Below are 18,858 nucleotides of genomic sequence, written 5' to 3' on the forward strand. Positions count from 1 at the left end.
CATGACTGTAGGAATTATTGGTGCAATGGATGAAGAAATTGCCTTGTTACAGGATAATATGACGGAAAAAGAAGAAACTGCAGCTGCCAATTGTTTATTTATCAGGGGCAAGCTGTTCGGACGCAATGCTATTTTGATGAAATCCGGAATCGGCAAAGTGAATGCTGCCATGGCGACGGCCATTTTGCATGAACGGTTCAATCCTTCCCTGGTCATCAATACAGGATCTGCCGGCGGATTTGCGGCTGAACTGAATGTCGGGGATATTGTCATTTCAACAGAGGTTGTGCACCATGATGTGGATGTCACTGCATTCGGTTATGCATATGGCCAAGTTCCAAAAATGCCTGCTATGTATACGGCTGATGCTGATTTAGCTGCACAGGCAGGGCAAGCTGTCAAACAGTTAGGCATCGATTACCAGGAAGGTATTATTGCAACAAGTGATTCATTTATGGAAGATACGGCGCAAGTAGAGGCTGTCAGAGAAAAGTTCCCTGCGATGATTGCAGCGGAAATGGAAGCTGCAGCTATCGCACAAGTCTGTTATCAGTATGAAACACCTTTTGTTGTGATTAGGGCTCTATCGGATATTGCCGGAAAACGATCATCCATCTCATTTGATGCATTCCTGGATACTGCAGCCAAAAATGCAGCAAATCTGATTATGAAAATGGTTCAAAAACTGCCATTCCATCCATGATTTACCTCCCGTTCAGAATCATACCATATGTTATGATTTCCATATGGAGAGGAGAGATCATATGAGACATCAGAAACAGAAAAAAGAGACAAAACTGGCGGACTACCGCCGATTTACTGTAACATTACTGATATTGGCCTCCTATCTATATATGGGAGCCGTTATTAATACGCATATCAACTATTCTGCTGATGGAAAAGCATTGACCTTATTGTCATTTGCCTCAGCTGCCATCGCAGGCTGGTTTAGCTTCCGAACACGCCGCTTAGGTGGAAAACTGCAGAAATAGATTGCGGGGGAGATAACCCCCGCAATCTATTTCTGACTATACTCTTTTCGATAATACTCATGAAAAACCTTCATCAGTGCCCGCTTTTCTATCCGTGATACATAACTTCGGGATATATCCAGCATACTGGCAATTTCCCGTTGTGTCATTTCTTTATAATTATTCAATCCGTAGCGATACAGAATCACTTCCCTTTCTCTGTTGTCAAGAATGGATAAGTAATCATTCATCTTTTCAATTTCCATATTTAATTGAATGTATTCGATGATATTTTGATTTTCAGCTTCCAGAATATCGATCAGGCTAATCTCGTTTCCTTCTTTATCCTGACCGATCGGATCATGCAGTGAAACATCCTTTTTCACTTTTTTTAATGCACGCAGGTGCATTAATATTTCATTTTCAATACATCTTGCCGCGTAGGTTGCCAATTTAGTTCCTTTATCGGAAGAATAGCTTTCGATACCTTTAATTAATCCGATGGTCCCAATCGAAATCAGATCTTCCATATCCTCTCCAGTGTTCTCAAATTTTTTGACGATGTGAGCAACCAGCCGTAAATTGTGTTCAATCAGCTTGTTTCGGGCGTCCTCATCACCTTCCTGCATTTTTCTGATGTATTTCATTTCATCTTCCGGTGACAAGGGCTGTGGAAAAGCGTGGTTTTTAACATAGGAGACAAAAAAAAGCGCTTCTTTAATTAGCAGGCCAAGAAAACTCAAAATGCCTGACAAATATAATGCACCTCCCTGGATTATGGCTGGGTTATTGCCTATATATCATCTGTATGAAGGAGATGCCGGTTTTGTGTCTGTCCGAACAGAAAAGACCCCTGTATCTGACATTGGGAAGCTGTTATTTTGAGAATAAAAAAAAGCGACCCCCTCGGAGTCACTTCTGCTGCTGCTTCTGTTTTTGAATGGCTTTTTCATATTCATCCGTTCTGTTATTTGTTACTGGTTTGACGCCTGCTTTATGAGCTGCTCTGGAAATCATATGTGCCGCAACAGGGGAAGTCAATAGCGTAAACGCAATCGCCAGCAATAGCTTTCCACTGATGATGTCATGCTGTATGTAAAGAAATAAAAAAGCGCCGATCAACAAACCTGATATGCCCAGTGTCGCCCCTTTTGTAGTAGCATGAAGCCTTGTATAGACATCTGGAAAGCGGATAACCCCAATTGAGCTGGACAACAGGAAAAAGGAACCGGACAGAAGCAATAGGGCTATAATAATGTTTGCAATAATTTCAATCCAGTTTTCTATCAATGATAACACCCTTCTCCAGATATTTCGCAATGGCCAGTGTACCGATGAATAGAAGAATGCCAATCAGCAAAATGACATCATTTAATTTTGTCGACGGAAGTAGTACTGCCATCAATGCCGTTAACCCCATCATATTCATGCCCACTGAATCAAGGGCGACTGCACGGTCCGCATTAGTTGGTCCGTTAATGATCCGGTAGAGAAGCAGAATCAGCGAGACAGAAATCGCTACGAGGCAAATGATGGTCGAGATTTGAACAATTGCTTCAGTAGCGGACAAAAGATTATTCATCGTGTCACCTCCATGATGGCTTTTTCAAACGTGTTCTTAATGGATTTTATTTCATCATCAATGTCATCGATATGCATCGCGTGGATATACAAGTGGGTATTATCACGCGAAACTGCGACTGAAAGCGTACCCGGTGTCAACGAAATCAGGTTTGCAAGAAGTGTGATTTCCCAGTTGCTGGTCAATTCAGTTGGTAAAGCGAAAATACCTGGTTCAAATACAGGTTTGCGAGCGTAAGCAAGTTTGACGATATCGATGTTGGATAAGATTAGTTCTTTTATGAACAGGATAATCAATCCGGCGATTTTAAAAGCACGTTTCATGTAAAAAGTATCCGGTATAAAACGATTCAGAAGAAGCAGTAACAAGATACCCAACAAGTAGCCTGAGATAAAGCTGGATACGGTGTAGGTTTCACTGAGGAGCATCCACATGACCGCTATGATCAGATTAACAACAATTTGAAACGCCATTCTATATCATCCTTCCATCACAGCATTGATGTATTCTGCCGGATTAAGCAAATACTTGGAAATCGACTCAATTGACGGGTATATAAATTCAGCTCCTATGCCCAGAAATACGGATAAAGCTAATAACACGACAACCGGAACTGTCCTGCCTTTTATCGATTTTGGCTGGAATGATTCATCTTTTTCTCCCCAGAACCCTCTGATGAATATTTTCATTATCGAATAAAGAATCAATAGACTGGACAATAATGCAATGATTACGATGGCAATTTCTTCAGCTGCCAACGCTCCCCGCAGCAGCAGAACTTTTCCGATAAAGCCGCTGAAAGGGGGAATGCCTGCGAGTACAAATCCCGATACAAACAGCATCCATCCGAGAAACGGATAATAATGAATCAACCCGCTGAACTTGCGTAAATCGGAACTTCCCGCGGCATATGCAATCGTTCCTGCGAGCAGGAACAGACTTGCTTTTATCAGCATGTCATGAATCAAATAATAGATGGATCCGCTGACACCATCTTGGTTGAATACAGCAATTCCCATCAAAATAAAACCGATTGCCGGAATAATATTATAAGCGATGATTAATTTTATATTATTGGTGGACAAGGCACCCAACACACCAAAAATCATCGATAAACCAGAGATCCAAATAAATGCTTCATGTGTCAGCTCGATCTTATGTACAAAGATTAGAGAAAAGATCCTGATGATCGCATAGATTCCAACCTTTGTCAGTAATGCTCCAAACAGAGCTGAAATGACCGGGTTCGGTACAGCATATGACTTTGGCATCCAGTAATACAGGGGAAACAGCGCCGCTTTTACAGCAAATACAAAGAATAAAAGAATGCCGACAGTTGTCAGGATTCCCTGCTGATCTACTTCCTGTACGCGCTGTGCAATCTGCGCCATATTCACCGTACCGACCGCCCCGTATAAAAACCCGACGGCTGTTACGAACAGCATGGACGAGAAAAGGTTGATGAATACATACTTCATGGATTCACGAAGCTGCACTTTATCCCCGCCCAGCACAATCAGGCCATAAGAAGCCATCAGAAGCACTTCAAAGAAAACAAACATGTTAAAGATATCACCGGTCAAAAAGGCACCCGAAACCCCTGATATCAACATGAAAAAGAACGTGTAAAAGTAATACTTCTCTTTTCGGTCTGACAGGGAGTGCGGGGCGTAAAAAGCACAAGCTGCTGCAACAACGTTCGTTGTCAGAACCAGAAGGATAGACAGCTGATCGGCAACAATAATGATACCATATGGTGCGGCCCAGTCACCGGTTTCAAGTATGATGGATCCCTGATTAAACACAAGCCACGCTGCAAAACTCACAACAGCAAGATTTCCGATGATAAAGATTTTCGAAAGTATACGGACAAGTGTCAGCCATTTTGGAAAAAAAGCGAGAATGATTCCCGCTATTAATGGAATGATGATTGGTAAAACTGCCAGATTACTCATTTTCGTTACCCCTTAATTGCTCCATATTATCTGTGTTGTTTTCTTCAGCGGTACGGTATGCAAGAACCAACAATAAGCTGGTGATTCCAAAACTGATTACAATAGATGTTAATATCAGCGCCTGCGGTAAAGGATCTGCATAATCACTGACCCCTTCTGTCAGGATTGGCGGGTTGCCTCTTTTCAACTCTCCCATTGTCAAAAGGAATAAGTGTGCCCCATGGGAGAGCAGAACAGAGCCTATAACCAGCCTCAGAAACTGTTTTTGCAATAAATTATAAATGGCAGTAGCGAACAATACTCCTGCAAGGATTGAAATAATAAACTCCACTTATTTCCCTCCTTTATTTGTCTTTAATTTTATGAGGGTGTAAATGGCAAGAGCTGCTATACCCAGAACGGTTATTTCAAATAATGTATCAAGACCGCGCATGTCAACAAGAATAACGTTGACCACATTGTCTCCGCCGCCGAGTGAGTGTGACGTTTCAAGGAAATAATCGGAAATGGTTCCAAACCAGTCGCTGCTGTGTGCAGAGATTCCAATCATCGTCACCATCGCACCAAAACTAACAGATACGATAGCATTAATTGTCTTTTTACCTAATGGTTCACTTTGCTTTCTAAGTTCCGGCAAGTGATAGAAGCAGAGCAGGAACAGAGCTACCGAAACTGTCTCAACCACTAATTGCGTCAGGGCCAGATCCGGTGCCCGGTAAATGACAAACAGAAGTGCTACGCCATATCCGGCCACACCGACAATTAAAACGGCCGCCAGATTCTTTTTTGCATATATGGTACCAACAGCCGCGGCCGTAATCATCAATGCGACAGCCACTTCAATAACGGTGACAGGCGCCAGATTGCTGAAGTCAATCGTAAAGCCGCCGGTAGCCAGCATAAACCCGAAAGTGACGACCACAATAGTGCTTAAAATAATCGCTATATAGGTCCTTAATGAACCGGTCATATAAAACGTTGTGATCTTTCTTGAATAACTATCCAATTTTCCCATGATGGTATCGTAAACTTTATTGGCACTCAATTTGCCAGGGAGTACTTGATAAATTCCGTTCCATCTCGTTCTGGTTGCCGTCAGTACTGCACCGAGTCCTACAACAACGAGTGACATCCGGAACGCTGGTGCATCCCACCCATGCCAGAAGTAGATATCTTTTACAACTTGCTCCCCGTACACAGCTTCAGCCGCATGGGCAATAAATGTACCATTGACAACACTTGGGAACAGGCCGATTAAAATGACCCCGAGCACGAGAATTCCTGGTGATACAAGCATGCCGGGCGGTGCTTCATGCGGTTTTTTCGAAAGCTTGTCAAGCTGAGTTTTTCCGCCGAATGTACCAAAAAGAAAATACAGTGAATAAACAAATGTAAAAATACTTCCCAATACAGCCAGGTATGGGATTATATCCACAAGAATACTTGCAGTCGCGCTCATCCCGTCCTGCAATTTAATTGTTGATTTAAAGAATAATTCTTTGCTGTAAAAACCGTTTAAGAACGGCAAAGGAATTCCGGCCATGGAAAATGTGCCGAAAAGCGCAAATGTTGCCGTAATCGGCATAAATGTCAGCAGCCCGCCCAGCTTGCGGATATCACGGGTGCCTGTTTCATGGTCGACAGTTCCGGCCACCATAAATAGGCTGCCTTTAAAGGTGGCATGGTTCAGAATATGAAAAACAGCTGCGAAGATGGCCGCTTTTGTTCCGAAACCGAGCATTGCCATAATCATACCGAGCTGACTGATGGTAGAATACGCTAAAATAGCTTTCAAGTCTGTCTGGTGCACCGCCATATAGGATCCCCAGCAAAGTGTGACAATTCCTGCGATGCTGACAATGATAAAAAACCATTCGAAATTCCCGAACACCGGGGAAAACCGTGCCACTAGATACAACCCTGCTTTTACCATCGTTGCCGAATGGAGGTAGGCGCTGACCGGGGTCGGTGCTTCCATGGCATCCGGCAGCCAGATATGAAACGGGAATTGGGCTGATTTTGAAAATGCCCCCAATAGAAGAAAGCCCAGAGCGAGCGGCATATATGGGCTCGCAAGAATAGCATCCGTTTTCGCTATCATTGCCTGAATGCTTGTTGTCCCTGTAATAACTGATAACAGGGCAAAACCGCCAAACATGCTCAGTCCGCCGAAAATGGTAATCATCATTGATTTCAATGCACCATATCTCGACCGTTCATTAAAATGCCAATAGCCAATCAGCAAAAATGATGAAATGGACGTGAGTTCCCAGAATGTATAAAGAACAAATACGTTATCCGACAATACGATTCCGAGCATTGCTGACATGAACATCATCAAATAGACATAAAAATGCCCGAGTGGTTCGCTCCGGTCAAGATAGTAGATGGAATATAAAACCACCAGGGCCCCGATCCCGCTGATTAATAAAGCAAACAGAAGGCTAAGCCCGTCAAGATGAAAGTCGAAATTTATGTCAAGTGATGGAATCCAGTTATATGTATGTCGTACCGGCTCGAACCCTGAACCAGCGAATTGGATAAAATAAATGAAAATAATCAAGGGAATAAGCAGTACAAAAATTCCTGTATGTACTTTATGTTTGAATTTACTAATAAATGGAATAAAACAAGCAAGCAGTAGTGGAATTAATACTGTGAAAATCATCTGAAATGTTGTCCTCCTCTTAATGGATATGACTGCTTTTGACAGCTTGAGGAATATGGTTAAACGAATGGTCATATGACTTTATATGTAATGTTACCAACGTTAGCTTATCATAATCATGATTGCAGTGGAAATGAAAAACCCCTGGCTATTTTAAATAGTCAGGGGACTTACAGGCGATACTCAATTATATAGTTTTACTTTATGCATTAGATCTCGTTTGCAAATTTCTTTTTCAATTAAATGTATAAAGTCGGGGCTTAAGTTCAATTCATTCGCTTTAAAATATGATTCCAGCAACAGCTCATCAGATAAATACTCCATGAATACAGCCCTCCTAAACTTAAAACAACCAATTGTATATCAAGTGATAGTTAATAAGTTATCATGAAATAATAAGCATAACAAGATTGATATTATCTACAAGTGCTTGTAGATAACTTGTGAACAAATAATGAAATAAGGCGAAAATTGTTGATGTTGCGGTGTGGATTTTGTGTATAAAGTTATCCACAGCGCGAAAAATGAAAGAAATTGTCGAACGTTTCTTGGCATATTTTCCTGTATTTCTTTGCGTTATTTATTTTCGATGATGGAAAGGTGGTATAGGGTTGAGTTATAATAAGTATCTGTTATACGATTGTTTTAATCATAGTGATGTGTATTACATAGGAAAAAACCCGACAATAGCTAAATAAGTTTAAGAGGTGTAACGGTTGCTGAATCTCTTTTTGCCAAATGAACATGTCAAAAGCATTTTTGATATCAGTCCTGAAGCATTAAAAGAAAAAGGAATTAAAGGAATTATTACGGATTTGGATAACACACTAGTTGCATGGGACGTTGCAAATGCAACGCCGGAAATTACCAAATGGTTCCAACAGATGAAGGATCATAATATAAAAGTAACGATTATTTCAAATAATAAGTGGGAACGGGTGAAAATCTTCTCTGAGCCGCTTGACACCCCGTTCCTGTTCAGTGCCCGAAAGCCCTTGAGCCAGGCATTTAAAAAAGCGGCAAAGGAAATGAAATTACAAAAGAACGAAATTGTCGTCATTGGAGATCAGGTTCTGACGGATGTGCTTGGCGGCAATATGGCAGGTTTTTATACGATACTGGTTGTGCCGATCGTTCAAACTGACGGAAAGGTCACACGGATTAACCGGAAAATTGAACGGCGGATCTTAAGTTATATGCGAAAAAAGGGCAAGATAAGCTGGGAGGAATAAGAATGGAAGAGATAAAATGCCAGGGCTGCGGCGCCTTCATCCAAACATCCAACCCTGATGAAGCCGGCTACACACCCGAATCCGCACTGGATCGGGACATCATCCTTTGCAAACGGTGCTTTCGTTTAAAACACTATAATGATATACAGGATGTTTCCATGACTGATGATGACTTTCTGGCGATGGTCAGTCAAATCCGGGACAAAAAAGGTCTAGTGGTCCATTTGGTTGATATTTTCAATGTTGACGGAACGATAATTGAAGGTCTTTCACGCATTGTCGGGGATAAGCCCGTTATTCTGGCAGCAAATAAAATGGATTTGCTGCCAAAGTCGACAAACCGCAATAAGCTGATTAAATGGCTGCGGACAATGGCGAATAAGGCAGGGATTTCGGTGGAAGGTGTTTATCTGATTTCTTCGGCAAAAGGCCATGGCCTGCCTGATTTGTCAGAAGCAATCGAAATGAAACGAAATCATCAGAATGTTTACATCGTCGGAACTGCCAATGTCGGCAAATCCACCTTCATAAATAAATTGATCCAAAAAACTACCGGGACAACAGACGTGATTACGACGTCGTACTTTCCCGGGACAACTTTGGGTTTTATTGAAATACCCCTGGATGAAGATACATCATTAATAGACACGCCGGGAATCGTTAACCGGCATCAAGTAGCACATTATATATCTGACAATGATCTGAAAATCATTACACCAAAAAAAGAGGTTAAGCCGAGGGTTTACCAGCTGAACAATCAGCAGACGCTTTACTTTGGCGGTCTTGCCCGCCTTGATTTCATTAAAGGCGAAAGGCAGTCATTTATATGTTATTTTTCAAATCAATTATCCATTCACCGGACCAAATTGAAAAATGCCGATAATTTGCTGAACGAACACAGCGGCGGACTCTTGTCACCTCCAGACCTTGAAACACTTAAAATGATACCTGAACTGACTGCCCATACGCATCGAATTGAGCAGGAAAAAACAGATATTGTTTTTCCCGGATTAGGCTGGGTGACGGTTCCAAAGGGAGATATAACGGTCTCAGTGCACAGTCCTGAAAATGTCAGGATATCGTTAAGAAGGTCTTTTATATAGGAGGGGTTCTATGAAATATGAATTGGGACTTATTGGCTATCCTATTAAACAATCGCTGTCCCCATGGATTCATCAGCAATTTCTTATAAAGGCCGGGTTGGAAGGTAATTATTCTATGCAGGAGATAAATCCGGATGAATCGTTCGGGGAAGAAATCGAAAAGATAAAAAGCAGCCAGTTCGATGGGTTTAACGTGACAGTTCCATATAAAAAACGAATAATCAATCACCTTGATCAAATGGATGAAGATGCTCAAACAATCGGAGCTGTTAACACAGTCGTGCACAGAGATGGGGAATGGACCGGACATAATACAGATTGGATCGGCTATATCACCAGTTTGAAGCGTCATTACCCGTCTATTTTTCAAAATAAGATGAGCAGTATATTACTCGTAGGTGCTGGCGGTGCTGCGCGCGGTATTTATTATGGTTTGCTGAAAGAAGGTTTTATCCGGATAGATATCGCCAACCGGACACAATCAAGTGCCGAAGCCATAGCCGAATTGGGCGATACAACTACCCAAACGTCGATCATGGCGCTGGAAAGCGCGGAAAAACGTCTTGGAACCTATGATTTAATTATCCAGACAACGAACATCGGGATGAAACCCAATGTCAGCGATACGATTATTTCGCTGGATCAGCTGCATGAAAACAGTATTGTCAGTGATATTGTTTATCAGCCGATTAAAACCGAATTTTTACATCAAGCAAGTCAACAAGGTGCGTCCATTCATTATGGCCATACAATGCTGTTATATCAGGCACAATATGCTTTTGAACTTTGGACATCAAAAAAAATACCGGCTGATGATATGGAAGAGCTGTTAAAACATAAACTGGAAGGAAGGTAAAAATGTTAACTGGTAAACAAAAACGTCATTTGCGATCTGAAGCACATCATTTAAAGCCGATTTTTCAGGTCGGTAAAACAGGGGTCAATGATAATATGACCGAACAAATAGGAGAAGCACTGGAAAAACGTGAACTGATGAAAGTTAGTATTTTGCAGAACAGCCCTGAAGATAAAAATACCGCTGCGGAAAAACTGGCTGTCGCTACCGGAGCAGAAATCGTCCAGATTATTGGCAAAAATATCATCCTTTATAAAGAGTCGAAAGAAAACAAACAGATTGAGCTTCCATAAATCGTCATTCAATGGGGGCTTTTCCCCACTCAATGTCAGTTTAACAGAATCGGGCATTATGAGCAGTTCGACCGGTTATTTGGGGGAGATTGCTGCTCGTTGCAAGCGGGATAAAGGAGTAATTGATGCATGAAACGAATCGGAATATTAGGCGGAACGTTTGATCCGCCACATATGGGACATTTAATAGTGGCTGAGGAAGTGTGCGAGGTTCTGGACCTTGATGGAATATGGTTCATCCCCTCTTACAAACCGCCGCACAAACAAAAAGCACGCGTTGACTCCAAAGCCCGAGTTGAAATGGTGGAAAGAGCGATTTCCGGAAACGCGCGTTTTCGAATCAATACTATTGAAGTGAATCGTTTAGGGAAGTCCTATACATTTGATACAATGAAGGCGTTGAATGATGAGAATCCGGATGCTGAATTTTATTTTATCATCGGAGCGGATATGGTCGAGTACTTGCCGCATTGGAAGCATATTGACGATCTGCTTGATTTGGTAACGTTTGTCGGAGTTAAGCGGAAAGGATATGAGCTTAAGACTGATTATCCGATCCTTGAAGTGGATGTTCCTTTGATTGAATTGTCATCAACTGACATAAGACAGCGCGTCCTTGAACGCAAATCGGTCAAATATATGGTGACATCCAGTGTGGAAGCTTACTTAAAGGAGAAAAGTTTATATGAAAACAGATGAAGCAATCGATCTTGTCAGACCGCATCTTAAACAGGCAAGATTTCAACACACATTAAGAGTTGCGGAAACGGCTGTTGCATTAGCCGAAAAAAACAATGAACCCGCCGGGAAAGTGGAACTGGCATCTATTTTGCATGATTTTGCCAAGTATTTTCCACTGGAAGACATGAGACGGGTTATCAATGAGAGTGAATTGCCCAAAGACCTGCTTTTATATCATCATGAGCTTTGGCACGGGCCTGTTGCGTCTGTCATTATGGAACAAGAATATGGGATAGCGGATGAAGATATCAAAAATGCCATCCGGTATCATACAACCGGAAGAGGCGGGATGAGTCAATTTGAAACGATTCTGTTTGTTGCTGATTATATTGAGCCTGGAAGATCTTTTCCAGGGGTGGAAGAAGTAAGGGAAGCAGCAAATTCGGATTTGTATCGTGCTGCTTGGATGGCTTTACGGAATACCATCCAGTTTCTAATCAGCAAACATGGAACCGTTTATCCTGATACGTTTTATGCATATAATGATTTAACGATACATTTGAATGGAGGTAATTGAATTCATGGAAAGCAAGGAACTTATTGAAGTGATTGCGAAAGCCTGTGAAGATAAACGGGCAGGGGACATTGTTGCCCTTGATATGCAAGATGTTTCATTAATGGCTGATTATTTTCTGATTTGCCACGGCAGCAACGAGCGTCAGGTCCAGGCAGTTGCAAGAGCCATCAAAGAATCGATGGATGAGGTTGACATTGATGTTAAACGAATGGAAGGATTTGAACAGGCTCGCTGGATCTTAGTGGATTTGGACGATGTTGTCTGTCACATTTTCCATCAGGATGAGCGGAATTATTATAACCTGGAACGTTTATGGGGGGATGCAACAAAAGTTGAGCTCCAGATTGCCGGGAACAGCAGGTAATGTATATGGCTTATCACCAGATGGCACATTACTATGATTTGCTGATGGAAGACGCGCCATATGACAAATGGATATCATTCACTGAACAAATTATTCATCAGTCCGGCAAAAAGATTGAATCAATTGTCGATCTGGGTTGCGGAACAGGGCAAATAACGACAAGACTCGCCCGAGCCGGCTATCGGATGATTGGAGCAGACAGTTCCGCTGACATGCTGAGCATTGCAGACCAGCGTGCGCGTGCTGAAAATTTGACAGTACAATGGGTGCATCAGGATCTTCGTACGTTAACGGGGATTGAAAATCAGGATATGGCAGTCAGTTACTGTGATGTGCTGAACTATATAACGGAACCGGACGAGCTGCCTGCGGTGCTCGAAAATGCTGCCGATTCATTAAAACCGGGAGGCCTGTTTGTATTTGATATCCATTCACTTAATCATGTTGAGAATCATCTGGTCAATCAGACATTTGCTGAAGTGAGTGATGCTGTTTCCTGCATATGGTTTTGTCTGGAAGGTGAGAATCAGGGTGAGATGTATCATGATCTGACATTTTTCGTTGAGAATGAAGGTCAGTATGCCCGTTTTGATGAATGGCATCATCAGCGGACATTTTCCGTGAATTTGTTTAAAGATTTATTAAATGACGCCGGGTTTGATATTCAGCTTATATCCGGTGACTTTTCGCTGGAAAATGATAAAATTGATGAATTGGCTGAACGGATATTTATAACTGCTGTTAAACGGTCGGAATAATTTTTTTCGACCGTTTTTGTTTTTAAAAAGGGTTTTGAAAACATTTGTCGAATAACTAAGTATAGTCCACTATCATTTATTTTCTGCCCTCTATTTTCTCCTAAAGGATGTGACTTCAAATTGCTTGATTCCCTCAAAAAATATGTTTTCCCGATTGCGATAGCTTTTGTTATTGGTGCTTTTCTAATTTTTAGTAACGACGACACCGATAAAATTACCAGCCAGTCAAATCCGATTCCTGAGGAAACATCAGCTGTAACGGATGCAGAGAAACAGTCGCCTGCAACAGTGATGGTTGATGTGAAAGGTGAGATAGCCCGTCCGGGTGTGTATGAAATTGAAACCGAATCACGGGTGAATGATGTCATTCAAATGGCCGGTGGTTTCACGAAAGATGCTGATCAGTCAATGGTTAATCTGGCACAAAAAGTGCAGGATGAAATGGTTGTTATGATCCCGAAGACGGGTGAGGCTGCCTCTGGCCCGGGGACGAGCGGTAATGACAAGGTGCGGCTTAACTATGCAGCTCAGGAGGAAATTGAAAGTCTTAACGGCATCGGTCCGTCCAAAGCAGCGGCAATCATTCAGTACCGCGATGAAAACGGCTTTTTTGAAACAGCAGATGACCTGCTCGATGTATCAGGTATCGGCGAGAAAACGCTCGAATCGCTGAAGGATGATATACAGGTTCCTTAATGTTATTGACGAATTTCATAAGCTGAAGGTAAACTTTAAAACAGATATGTAAAGGTGGGAATACAATTATGGAAAGAATCTCATGGAACCAATATTTTATGGCACAAAGTCATTTACTGGCACTTCGCAGCACGTGTACGAGGCTAATGGTCGGAGCGACAATTGTCCGCGATAAACGAATTATTGCCGGCGGATACAACGGCAGTGTTTCCGGAGGCGTCCACTGTATCGATGAGGGCTGCTATGTGATTGATGGGCATTGTGTCCGGACCATTCATGCAGAAGCAAACGCTCTTTTGCAATGCGCTAAATTCGGTGTCCCAACAGAAGGTTCCGAAATTTACGTGACTCATTTCCCTTGTCTCCAATGCTGCAAGCAGGTTATCCAGGCCGGGATTAAAACACTTTATTATGCTGAGGATTATAAAAACCATCCATATGCTGAAGAACTGTTTGCAGATGCGGGCATTGAGACTAAGAAAGTAGCATTAACTGATCTTGCAGTCGATTATCATTACCGGGAAAAAGAAGCTTATATTCGTCAGCTTCTGGAAGAACTTGAATCACAGACAGATGATCCTGAAAAATATGCTGCCTTAAAAGCTAAGGCTGAATCTTTGTTTAAATTGTAGGATGCTGTCATGAAAGGATATTGGCACATCCCCGCTTTAGGCATTGCGTTAAGTTTCCTTGCAATTCTGTTAGAGAGCAAATGGTTTATAGCCCTGTTTTTCTTCTGGATTCTGTTACTGTTTTATCATCAAAGGTTAGGGAAGATAACGGTCCTCATTTCCTTAACCCTCTCCATATTCACCTACAGTTATATACCAGTATTGGATCGACCTCCGGAAGATGAAAATTTCACATCTGACAAATCAGCTTTCACGGGACGGATTACAAGCCCGATAGGCGAATCAGAATCAAGGATTGCCTTTGAATTTAATGATCAGGCATCCGGCCATAAATATCTGATTGTTTATTTCAAAAATCGCCCAACAGGTCATCATAATTTAAAATACGGCGCATCATGCACCGTTTATGGCAAGCCAGTATTGCCGGATGCCGCCAGAAATCCGGGACAGTTTGATTATCAGAAGTTTTTGCTGGGGCGGGGAATCACTTATCAGATTGTCATTGGTTCATTGGAAAATCTTGAGTGCAGCGGGTCATCATTTCTGAGCAATGTTTATCAGCTCAGAACCGACCTGATACAGTTTGTTCAGAATGAAATCAGCCCCGAAACAGCTGGTTGGCTGAATGCCCTGGTATTAGGGGATGATACTCAAATTAGTGAAGAAACAACCGAGCTTTTTCAGCGCTGGAATTTGTCACACATATTAGCTATTTCCGGACTGCATGTCGGCCTGCTTGTCGGGTTATTCTATTTTTTACTTGTCAAAATGAATGTTCTTACGAAAGAAAAGGCGCAGTGGGCTGTTATTTTCATTTTACCGCTTTACGCGCTGATTGCCGGTGGGGAACCATCTGTTATCAGAGCAAGCGCTATGGTCTTTTTGTTTATGATAGCAAATAAAATGAATTGGAAATTCAGTATTACGGATGTACTTAGCATTGTATTTATAACACTTATCCTATGGGATCCTTATATTGTGTACCATATCGGGTTTCAATTGTCGTTTGCGGTCACGCTGGGGTTGCTTCTATCAAAAAAATGGCTGTCACAATCAAATGATTCGTTTTTCGCTGTCCTTAAAATCAGCTTCGTCTCGCAAATGATTATTTTACCGCTTCAGGTTGAATACTTCTTCACATTTCAGCCGCTTTCCATTTTATTAAACCTCATCGTTGTTCCTTATTTTACGCTGTTTGTCATACCGCTGATGTTCTTCATGTTGCTTAGCGCCCCGCTGGCAGGTTTTCTGATTTCGTATATTGACAGATTATTCGTCCATATTCATGAACTGTTTATGCTGATGATCCAAGCGATTGATCAGATGTTGTATTTCCCGTGGGTGATTGGGTCATTTCCGCTGGCAGGTACCTTCGTGTATTATGCTGTGCTTTTAATCTTAATGGGTAAATTGGAGACTGAGCGGCAAAATCGGGCTTTTCTGTACGGATGCTGTCTGACGGCTTTGCTTATAATCATTACCTGCAGACCGTATCTTTCGCCGGCCGGCACCGTAACAATGCTAGATATCGGGCAGGGTGACGCGATAGTCATTGAACTCCCTTACCGGCAAGGAGTCATCTTAATTGATGCAGGCGCGAAAATGTCGTTTGAAAATGACACGGTCAGTGATGCTGCTTTTAAGCAGATTATTCGGCCTTATCTGTACTCCAGAGGTATAAGCGAAGTTGATGCAGCTTTTATTTCACATGAAGATACAGATCATATGGGAAGTTTGCAGTATATCATTGAAAATAAAATGGTTAATGCTGTTGTTGTGAGTGAGTATTATTCATTTTCTGAACAAATGACTGCGACTTTATCGGATAATGGCACCGCTATTGTCCGTGTTTCTCCAGAGGAGGCAATAACAATCGCAGATCAGACATTCCATGTATTGGCACCTTCCCGGGATAAAGCGTCCACTAATGAAAATTCACTTGTTTTATATACCGCAATGGGCGGGAAAACATGGCTGTTTACAGGGGACATTGGAAGTGGGACGGAACGAGAGCTCATAAACGCATACCCCGAATTGCAGGCTGATGTCCTAAAGGTTGCACATCATGGCAGCAGCACTTCGACCGATCCCGAATTTCTTGAAAACGTTCAGCCGGAGTATGGACTGATTTCTGCCGGTGAAAATAATATGTACGGCCATCCGCACAAAGCTGTTCTTGATAAGCTCAAAAAAGAAAATATCCGTATCATCAGAACGGACCAAAACGGGGCAATTCAGTTTTATTTTTACGGATCGGAAGGAACATTTTTAACGTATCTCCCATAAGCTGTATTGACATGTAAAAAGAGACTGAGGCATTCAATGCAGCAGTCTCTTTTTAAGTATAAGTATGGTGATTAAAATCAGGATCCAACGAAATTAAAAACGGCACCAATTGCAAAAATCAGTACAAAGAATACAAAAGCACCTGTAAATCCTTTAATGGAATCGACTACATCATTATTTTTTGACTGTACTTCCTTTTCAAAATCGTTCACGTTTACCCCTCCTATACAATCACAAGTATAAAATAAATACATAAAAAAATCCACTTATGTGTAAAAAGTTTTTAATGAATGACTACCATTATTAGAAAGAGTTAACAGCTATACTTTTGGCTGCAGGGGTTAAGCTATAACTACAAATATCGTTTAAAAGTCAGTTCCTAGGGCTGGGTTTTAAACGTTTATATAGATGACAGAGGGGAAGGGGAAAACCCATTTCCCTCTGCTTCCATATATGATCTTTAAAATTACTTGCGAATCCGCTGCATACGCTTTACGCTTAATTATATCGCATAATTGGAGTGAATCGTATGTCATATAAGCAAGTATTGCAGCAAGTAAAGCAAAAACAGATTGCACCAGTATATTTATTATATGGAACGGAATCATATTTTATTCGAAATATCACAAAACATCTGAGTGAAGCGGTTCTGGATGGTGAAAATGAGAATTTATCTGTATATGACTTGGAAGAAACCCCCGTCCAGGAAGTGATCACAGATGCTGAAACATATCCTTTTTTCGGCGGCAAAAAACTGGTTTATGCCAATAATCCATCGTTTTTAAAAGCAAAGCCTGATAAATTGCCGTTCGAGCATGATTTGGAAAGTGTCATCCAATACCTCAGTCAGCCTGTTGACTATTCTGTAATTGTTTTCACGGCACCATATGAAAAGATTGACGAACGGAAAAAGATAACCAAAACCTTAAAACAGCACAGCGCTGTCGCGGAATGTAATCCAATCGGGGACTATGAATTGAAGAATTGGATTAAAAACCTTGCCGGCAGCATGCAGATAACAATTGAAAACGATGCTTATGATATGCTTGAATCGGAACTTTCAACCAATTTGTATCAGGTGAAAAATGAGCTGACAAAGCTGGCTTTACACGTTGGTCAAAACGGTGTGGTTACAAAAAACATTGCAGAAAACCTGATTTCCCACACCGAAACAAATTCATCACTAAGACTTGTTGATGCTGTCATAGACCGTAATCTGCATAAAGCCATTTCAATTTATAAAGATCTGGAGAAAATGAGAGAGGACCCGATTGGACTGATTGCTTTACTAGCGTTTCAGTTTCGCATGATTTTGCATGTGAAGCTGCTCAATCAGAAAGGATACAGTCAATCTCAGATGCAGAAAAGAATCGGTGCACATCCGTACGTTATTAAAATGGCAAGTCAAAGGGAAAGAAAGTTCTCGACTCAACGTCTGGAAAGCATCATAGATAAATTAACGCAGACCGACACAGCGATAAAACAGGGGAAAATGGAGAAAGAACTGGCTTTTGAACTTTTATTGCACGAATTAACAAAATAGCAGCTAATGTAAAAAACGATCCTTCTGCAGGATCGTTTTTTAATTACATAAGAAAGTATAAATTTTTGGCTCTACGAATGCTTTATCAAAAATAGCCACGTCCGGCTCCAGCGCTAAAGCTGTAGCGTGACTTCCTTCACCTCCGTCCGATAAGTCAACAGCGATTCCAGAAGTCCAAGGAAGGCCGACTAAACCCGGGCCTTGCGCCCAACGTCGGCATACCCCCTATGAGGGGGCATGTTTCCTTTATCTCCTGCGGCCAGTGGGGCAGATCGGCTAAAACCGCCGCGATGCGCGGCAACGCCGACCCAGCTGCAGCGCTGAGCGCAGTCCGTACGTCGCTAAACGGGCGCCCCGAGCCTTTGTTCTTACGCGCTTAATTCATTTACCTTTTTCGTTAAGCGTGATTTTTGACGGTTGCCCCTATTCTTATGGATGTTTCCATGTTGAATTGCCTTGTCAATCTTTCTGAATGTGATAGGTAGAGCAGCTTTTGCCCCTTCCGCATCCTTTTGTGCAATCATTTTCTCCAGCCGTTTAATATGCGTGCGCATCTCTGATTTGAATTCGATGTTATGCGCGTACTTCTTTTCATTCATTTTAACACGCTTTTTTGCTTGTTTAATATTTGCCAATGATGTCACCTCCTGAGAATATTCGC

General features: G+C 41.8%; 24 protein-coding genes. 14 read left to right on the forward strand and 10 right to left on the reverse strand.

Annotated elements, in window-relative coordinates; all coding sequences use genetic code 11:
- Position 1: 1 nt before the first annotated feature.
- The gene (gene mtnN, locus VK097_RS01445; protein WP_324210015.1) at positions 2 to 703 is read left to right on the forward strand and encodes a 5'-methylthioadenosine/S-adenosylhomocysteine nucleosidase; all 702 of its coding nucleotides are present in this window, start codon (positions 2 to 4) and stop codon (positions 701 to 703) included.
- A 61-nt stretch (positions 704 to 764) separates the two neighbouring features.
- Positions 765 to 992, forward strand: coding sequence for a YrhC family protein (locus tag VK097_RS01450; RefSeq protein WP_324210016.1), 228 nt, complete (start codon positions 765 to 767; stop codon positions 990 to 992).
- A gap of 26 nt (positions 993 to 1,018) precedes the next feature.
- Here VK097_RS01450 and sigK read toward each other — a convergent pair whose 3' ends face one another.
- The 8 genes from sigK to VK097_RS01490 all read right to left on the reverse strand — a co-directional run bounded on the left by sigK (position 1,019) and on the right by VK097_RS01490 (position 7,500).
- Positions 1,019 to 1,726, reverse strand: coding sequence for an RNA polymerase sporulation sigma factor SigK (gene sigK / locus VK097_RS01455; protein ID WP_324210017.1), 708 nt, complete (start codon positions 1,724 to 1,726; stop codon positions 1,019 to 1,021).
- Positions 1,727 to 1,883: 157 nt separating this feature from the next.
- The gene (gene mnhG, locus VK097_RS01460) at positions 1,884 to 2,261 is read right to left on the reverse strand and encodes a monovalent cation/H(+) antiporter subunit G (protein ID WP_324210018.1); all 378 of its coding nucleotides are present in this window, start codon (positions 2,259 to 2,261) and stop codon (positions 1,884 to 1,886) included.
- Positions 2,242 to 2,553, reverse strand: coding sequence for a Na(+)/H(+) antiporter subunit F1 (locus VK097_RS01465; protein ID WP_324210019.1), 312 nt, complete (start codon positions 2,551 to 2,553; stop codon positions 2,242 to 2,244). Before VK097_RS01465 ends, mnhG begins: the two co-directional genes overlap by 20 nt.
- Positions 2,550 to 3,026 carry a Na+/H+ antiporter subunit E gene (locus VK097_RS01470; protein WP_324210020.1) on the reverse strand — a complete coding sequence of 159 codons (477 nt, stop codon included), beginning with the start codon at positions 3,024 to 3,026 and terminating at the stop codon, positions 2,550 to 2,552. The genes VK097_RS01465 and VK097_RS01470 overlap by 4 nt, the downstream gene beginning before the upstream one ends.
- A 6-nt stretch (positions 3,027 to 3,032) precedes the next feature.
- Positions 3,033 to 4,508 (reverse strand): Na+/H+ antiporter subunit D, encoded by a 1,476-nt coding sequence (locus VK097_RS01475; RefSeq protein WP_324210021.1) that lies wholly within the window; start codon positions 4,506 to 4,508, stop codon positions 3,033 to 3,035.
- Positions 4,501 to 4,839 (reverse strand): Na(+)/H(+) antiporter subunit C, encoded by a 339-nt coding sequence (locus VK097_RS01480; protein ID WP_324210022.1) that lies wholly within the window; start codon positions 4,837 to 4,839, stop codon positions 4,501 to 4,503. Before VK097_RS01480 ends, VK097_RS01475 begins: the two co-directional genes overlap by 8 nt.
- Positions 4,840 to 7,176: a Na+/H+ antiporter subunit A gene (locus tag VK097_RS01485; protein WP_324210023.1), complete on the reverse strand. Its 2,337-nt coding sequence runs from the start codon at positions 7,174 to 7,176 to the stop codon at positions 4,840 to 4,842.
- A 183-nt stretch (positions 7,177 to 7,359) separates the two neighbouring features.
- A complete protein-coding gene (locus tag VK097_RS01490) occupies positions 7,360 to 7,500 on the reverse strand; it encodes a sporulation histidine kinase inhibitor Sda (RefSeq protein WP_324210024.1) in 141 nt (46 codons plus the stop codon).
- A 392-nt stretch (positions 7,501 to 7,892) separates the two neighbouring features.
- On the opposite strand from VK097_RS01490, the gene VK097_RS01495 reads away from it, so the two are divergent.
- The 11 genes from VK097_RS01495 to VK097_RS01545 all read left to right on the forward strand — a co-directional run bounded on the left by VK097_RS01495 (position 7,893) and on the right by VK097_RS01545 (position 16,654).
- Positions 7,893 to 8,408, forward strand: a complete 516-nt coding sequence (locus VK097_RS01495; protein ID WP_324210025.1) for a YqeG family HAD IIIA-type phosphatase — start codon at positions 7,893 to 7,895, stop codon at positions 8,406 to 8,408.
- Positions 8,409 to 8,410: 2 nt separating this feature from the next.
- Positions 8,411 to 9,511: a ribosome biogenesis GTPase YqeH gene (yqeH, locus tag VK097_RS01500; protein ID WP_324210026.1), complete on the forward strand. Its 1,101-nt coding sequence runs from the start codon at positions 8,411 to 8,413 to the stop codon at positions 9,509 to 9,511.
- Positions 9,512 to 9,521: 10 nt separating this feature from the next.
- The gene (gene aroE, locus VK097_RS01505) at positions 9,522 to 10,367 is read left to right on the forward strand and encodes a shikimate dehydrogenase (RefSeq protein ID WP_324210027.1); all 846 of its coding nucleotides are present in this window, start codon (positions 9,522 to 9,524) and stop codon (positions 10,365 to 10,367) included.
- Positions 10,368 to 10,369: 2 nt separating this feature from the next.
- Positions 10,370 to 10,660, forward strand: a complete 291-nt coding sequence (yhbY, locus tag VK097_RS01510) for a ribosome assembly RNA-binding protein YhbY (protein ID WP_324210028.1) — start codon at positions 10,370 to 10,372, stop codon at positions 10,658 to 10,660.
- Positions 10,661 to 10,789: 129 nt separating this feature from the next.
- Complete coding sequence (locus VK097_RS01515) at positions 10,790 to 11,359, forward strand: nicotinate-nucleotide adenylyltransferase (protein WP_324210029.1); 570 nt, start codon at positions 10,790 to 10,792, stop codon at positions 11,357 to 11,359.
- Positions 11,346 to 11,918 (forward strand): bis(5'-nucleosyl)-tetraphosphatase (symmetrical) YqeK, encoded by a 573-nt coding sequence (yqeK, locus tag VK097_RS01520; RefSeq protein WP_324210030.1) that lies wholly within the window; start codon positions 11,346 to 11,348, stop codon positions 11,916 to 11,918. Before VK097_RS01515 ends, yqeK begins: the two co-directional genes overlap by 14 nt.
- Before the next feature lie 4 nt (positions 11,919 to 11,922).
- On the forward strand, positions 11,923 to 12,282 hold the full coding sequence (rsfS, locus tag VK097_RS01525; protein WP_324210031.1) for a ribosome silencing factor: 360 nt from the start codon (positions 11,923 to 11,925) through the stop codon (positions 12,280 to 12,282).
- Positions 12,283 to 12,287: 5 nt separating this feature from the next.
- Positions 12,288 to 13,040, forward strand: a complete 753-nt coding sequence (locus VK097_RS01530) for a class I SAM-dependent DNA methyltransferase (protein ID WP_324210032.1) — start codon at positions 12,288 to 12,290, stop codon at positions 13,038 to 13,040.
- Positions 13,041 to 13,160: 120 nt separating this feature from the next.
- Positions 13,161 to 13,736, forward strand: coding sequence for a helix-hairpin-helix domain-containing protein (locus VK097_RS01535; protein WP_324210033.1), 576 nt, complete (start codon positions 13,161 to 13,163; stop codon positions 13,734 to 13,736).
- A 68-nt stretch (positions 13,737 to 13,804) separates the two neighbouring features.
- Complete coding sequence (locus VK097_RS01540) at positions 13,805 to 14,368, forward strand: ComE operon protein 2 (protein ID WP_324210034.1); 564 nt, start codon at positions 13,805 to 13,807, stop codon at positions 14,366 to 14,368.
- Between the two features lie 9 nt (positions 14,369 to 14,377).
- The gene (locus VK097_RS01545) at positions 14,378 to 16,654 is read left to right on the forward strand and encodes a DNA internalization-related competence protein ComEC/Rec2 (RefSeq protein WP_324210035.1); all 2,277 of its coding nucleotides are present in this window, start codon (positions 14,378 to 14,380) and stop codon (positions 16,652 to 16,654) included.
- A gap of 77 nt (positions 16,655 to 16,731) precedes the next feature.
- Here VK097_RS01545 and VK097_RS01550 read toward each other — a convergent pair whose 3' ends face one another.
- Positions 16,732 to 16,866, reverse strand: coding sequence for a YqzM family protein (locus VK097_RS01550; protein WP_324210036.1), 135 nt, complete (start codon positions 16,864 to 16,866; stop codon positions 16,732 to 16,734).
- 317 nt (positions 16,867 to 17,183) lie between these two features.
- Here VK097_RS01550 and holA point away from each other — a divergent pair, with 317 nt between their 5' ends.
- Complete coding sequence (gene holA / locus VK097_RS01555) at positions 17,184 to 18,197, forward strand: DNA polymerase III subunit delta (RefSeq protein ID WP_324210037.1); 1,014 nt, start codon at positions 17,184 to 17,186, stop codon at positions 18,195 to 18,197.
- 368 nt (positions 18,198 to 18,565) lie between these two features.
- Here the strand turns inward: holA and rpsT are convergent, their stop codons facing one another.
- Complete coding sequence (gene rpsT, locus VK097_RS01560; RefSeq protein WP_324210038.1) at positions 18,566 to 18,832, reverse strand: 30S ribosomal protein S20; 267 nt, start codon at positions 18,830 to 18,832, stop codon at positions 18,566 to 18,568.
- Positions 18,833 to 18,858 lie beyond the last annotated feature (26 nt).

The organism is Lentibacillus sp. (genome assembly GCF_035301675.1).
Taxonomy (GTDB): Bacteria; Bacillota; Bacilli; order Bacillales; family Amphibacillaceae; genus Lentibacillus.

Bases quoted from the DNA above. Each gene is read 5' to 3' on its own strand.
- VK097_RS01485 (WP_324210023.1), bottom strand. From the start codon at position 7,176: ATGATTTTCACAGTATTAATTCCACTACTGCTTGCTTGTTTTATTCCA.
- VK097_RS01545 (WP_324210035.1), top strand. From the start codon at position 14,378: ATGAAAGGATATTGGCACATCCCCGCTTTAGGCATTGCGTTAAGTTTC.
- VK097_RS01465 (WP_324210019.1), bottom strand. From the start codon at position 2,553: ATGAATAATCTTTTGTCCGCTACTGAAGCAATTGTTCAAATCTCGACC.
- VK097_RS01475 (WP_324210021.1), bottom strand. From the start codon at position 4,508: ATGAGTAATCTGGCAGTTTTACCAATCATCATTCCATTAATAGCGGGA.
- rsfS (WP_324210031.1), top strand. From the start codon at position 11,923: ATGGAAAGCAAGGAACTTATTGAAGTGATTGCGAAAGCCTGTGAAGAT.
- VK097_RS01490 (WP_324210024.1), bottom strand. From the start codon at position 7,500: ATGGAGTATTTATCTGATGAGCTGTTGCTGGAATCATATTTTAAAGCG.
- yhbY (WP_324210028.1), top strand. From the start codon at position 10,370: ATGTTAACTGGTAAACAAAAACGTCATTTGCGATCTGAAGCACATCAT.
- mtnN (WP_324210015.1), top strand. From the start codon at position 2: ATGACTGTAGGAATTATTGGTGCAATGGATGAAGAAATTGCCTTGTTA.
- VK097_RS01540 (WP_324210034.1), top strand. From the start codon at position 13,805: ATGGAAAGAATCTCATGGAACCAATATTTTATGGCACAAAGTCATTTA.
- VK097_RS01450 (WP_324210016.1), top strand. From the start codon at position 765: ATGAGACATCAGAAACAGAAAAAAGAGACAAAACTGGCGGACTACCGC.
- VK097_RS01530 (WP_324210032.1), top strand. From the start codon at position 12,288: ATGGCTTATCACCAGATGGCACATTACTATGATTTGCTGATGGAAGAC.
- aroE (WP_324210027.1), top strand. From the start codon at position 9,522: ATGAAATATGAATTGGGACTTATTGGCTATCCTATTAAACAATCGCTG.
- yqeH (WP_324210026.1), top strand. From the start codon at position 8,411: ATGGAAGAGATAAAATGCCAGGGCTGCGGCGCCTTCATCCAAACATCC.
- yqeK (WP_324210030.1), top strand. From the start codon at position 11,346: ATGAAAACAGATGAAGCAATCGATCTTGTCAGACCGCATCTTAAACAG.
- VK097_RS01470 (WP_324210020.1), bottom strand. From the start codon at position 3,026: ATGGCGTTTCAAATTGTTGTTAATCTGATCATAGCGGTCATGTGGATG.
- holA (WP_324210037.1), top strand. From the start codon at position 17,184: ATGTCATATAAGCAAGTATTGCAGCAAGTAAAGCAAAAACAGATTGCA.
- VK097_RS01515 (WP_324210029.1), top strand. From the start codon at position 10,790: ATGAAACGAATCGGAATATTAGGCGGAACGTTTGATCCGCCACATATG.